This is a genomic window from Arsukibacterium sp., assembly GCF_041616895.1.
Classification (GTDB): domain Bacteria; phylum Pseudomonadota; class Gammaproteobacteria; order Enterobacterales; family Alteromonadaceae; genus Alishewanella.
On the sequence record NZ_JBFJPY010000183.1, the window covers coordinates 1 to 2,745 of the forward strand.

The window sequence follows — 2,745 nt, forward strand, 5'->3', positions numbered from 1 at the left end:
CATAACCATTACTATAATGGCTTTCTGTTGATAACTGCTTATTTATGCCCACCGCCCAGTTTTTACCGATAAAATCAGTGCTGATCCCTATCTCAGCCTGCTGCTGGTAGTGCCTTCCAAAACCATTACTGGTTACCGGTTCGCTGCTGGCTGCAAGGCTAAACGCTTTGATCCCAGATGTTTTGGCATAATTCGCCGCGGATATAACCCGCAGATACGCAAATAACTGGCTGTCATTCATGCTGGCGGTATTAATATTGGCAAGATCACTGAGCAGTGGCTGCCACATCAGCGGATAGGTATTAATGGGCGAATGCAGATATCCACCATCGGCCAGAATTTTTAAACTGCTACGTAAATACCTGTCGTTGGTATCTACCCAGGGCGCGGCCTGACTAAACAAGGCCACACTGCTAAAGCATACTGCCAGAAAATAACATGATAAACGCATTGAAAAGTGACATCCTGTACGCTGAAAGCCTTTAGAAACGGCGTGGATGGTAGCAGAGCCCTGCTGTTGTGACAAGCGGCTGTGACAAGCCACTAGCGCGCTGCACAGTATGCTTTTACCGTTTTTAATAAACCACTGCTTAAGCTCTCTGCCGGCTGCCAGCCAAGTTCAGCTTGTAATTTACCGCTATCAATCGCATAGCGTTGGTCATGGCCTGGTCTGTCGGCAACAAACTGAATAAACTGCCGGTAGCGCTGACCTGCAGATAATTTGCAAAAGCCAACCGGCGCCAATTCATCCAAAATGTCACATATTTGCTGCACCAGCTCCAGATTTGTCCGTTCATTCTGGCCACCGATGCAATAAGTTTCGCCAACTCTGCCGCGGGTTAATACCAGATATAGTGCAGCGACATGATCATTCACAAATAACCAGTCGCGACGTTGCTGGCCGTTACCATAAATGGGAATAGGCAGGCCTGCTAAGGCATTACTGATGGTTTTTGGGATCAGCTTTTCACGATGCTGGCCGGGGCCATAATTATTACTGCAATTGCTGATAATAACCGGCAAGCCATAAGTGCGGTGCCAGGCGCGTACCAGGTGATCACTACTTGCTTTGCTGGCAGCATAGGGGCTACTGGGCGCATAGGCGGTAATTTCGCTAAATGGTTGAGCATCTGGGGCCAGATCACCAAACACTTCGTCAGTTGAAACATGCTGAAACCTGAAGGCCTGCTGTGCAGTCGCTGATAAAGTTTGCCAATAACGGCGCGCAGCGTCAAGCAACGTATAGGTGCCGGCAATATTGGTTTGAATAAATGCTGCCGGCGCATTGATAGAATTATCAACATGGCTCTCTGCCGCCAGGTGCATAATGGCTGAAGGTGCAAAGCTGGCAAACAGCGTTTGCAGCAAGTTAGCATCACAAATATCGCCCTGCACCAGGGTGATCCGGGGCTCTGCTTTAAAACGCTGAACCTCAGCCAAATTAGCGGCGTAAGTGAGTTTATCCAGCACCAGCAGCTTATGCTGAGTATGCTCGAGCAAATAGTTAACCAATGCACTACCGATAAAACCCGCACCACCGGTAATTAACAACCTAAAATCACTCTGACCCATTAAATTATTCACTCTGACCCATTTCTCGGAATAGTTTATTCACTCTGACCCATTTTTTGCACACAATCTGCAATACTCTGTTGCCAGGGTGGCAGGCTAACGCCATATTGTTGCTTTAACGTGGTGCTGCTTAGCGCGCTATATGCAGGTCGAGTTGCCAGGGCTGGCCACTCGTTGCTGGCAACAGCACTTATGGCAACTTGCCGACCAGATAGCCGCAGTATCTCCTGTGCTATCTGGTACCAGCTGGCTTGGCCAATGCCAGCACAATGCAGTAACTGAGTGGTGGCAAACTGGCGGGCAAAGTTATCTGCTGTTACCAGCTTCAGACTAAGCGCCGCCAAATCTCTTGCATAAGTTGGTGTGCCCGTTTGGTCATCAACCACCCGTAACGGCTGGCCTTGCTGAACTTTACGCCAGATACTGCGGGCAAAGTTGTGGCCAAACTCACTGTACAACCAACTGGTGCGTAAAATTAACCCTGCTGGCGCAATATCCAGCATTACCTGCTCGCCGGCCAGTTTGCTCTTACCATATTGATTAAGCGGTGCAGGGCTATCGGTTTCAGTATAGGGTTGATGCTGCCTGCCGTTAAAAACATAGTCGGTACTAAAGTGCAGTAACGCTGCGCCACTTGCTTTAGCGTAATGGCTAAGCTGTGCGACTAATTGCTGGTTAATCAGCCACGTCATTGCTGGCTGCCGCTCTGCCTCATCTACATTGGTGTAAGCACAAGCGTTAATAATGATAGCCGGCGAGTAGTGTTGCAAACAGTGTTTTAATGCCGTACTGTCGGTCAGTTCCAGCGCCTGTCGCGGTATAAAGCACAGCAGCCGGCGAGTGGTGTCTGGTAACCGCATTGCTTCTGCTTGTAACGCATGGCCCAACTGGCCAGACGCACCGAGGATCACTATCCGCTTAGTCATACAGCCTATCATTAATATTAAAATGAACTGGCAACGCGCTAAGCAGTGGTTGCTGCTGATCTTTCGCTGATAACCGGATCTGCGAAGGCAGTATAGGCCAGCTAATTGCCAGTGCTGGATCAGCATAATGCAAGCCGCAGTCATCTATCGGACTGTAATAATTATCGACTTTATATTGAATTAATGCATGCGACGTTAACGTCAGATAGCCATGAGCAAATCCACGGGGAATAAATAGTTGCTGCCG

General features: G+C 48.9%; 4 protein-coding genes. All 4 read right to left on the minus strand.

Annotated elements, in window-relative coordinates; genetic code table 11:
• Nucleotides 1-451 (minus strand): hypothetical protein (locus ABY802_RS16495; protein ID WP_372628210.1); only part of this gene is annotated, 451 nt, incomplete at its 3' end.
• Nucleotides 452-543: 92 nt separating this feature from the next.
• Nucleotides 544-1,584: a dTDP-glucose 4,6-dehydratase gene (rfbB, locus tag ABY802_RS16500; RefSeq protein WP_372628211.1), complete on the minus strand. Its 1,041-nt coding sequence runs from the start codon at nucleotides 1,582-1,584 to the stop codon at nucleotides 544-546.
• Between the two features lie 23 nt (nucleotides 1,585-1,607).
• Complete coding sequence (gene rfbD / locus ABY802_RS16505) at nucleotides 1,608-2,498, minus strand: dTDP-4-dehydrorhamnose reductase (RefSeq protein WP_372628212.1); 891 nt, start codon at nucleotides 2,496-2,498, stop codon at nucleotides 1,608-1,610.
• Nucleotides 2,491-2,745, minus strand: a 255-nt coding sequence (locus tag ABY802_RS16510; RefSeq protein WP_372628213.1) for a dTDP-4-dehydrorhamnose 3,5-epimerase family protein, incomplete at its 5' end; no start/stop codon positions are given. The genes rfbD and ABY802_RS16510, both read right to left, overlap by 8 nt.

Excerpts from the sequence above, each read along its gene's own strand:
- rfbD (WP_372628212.1), bottom strand. The coding sequence starts at position 2,498 with ATGACTAAGCGGATAGTGATCCTCGGTGCGTCTGGCCAGTTGGGCCAT.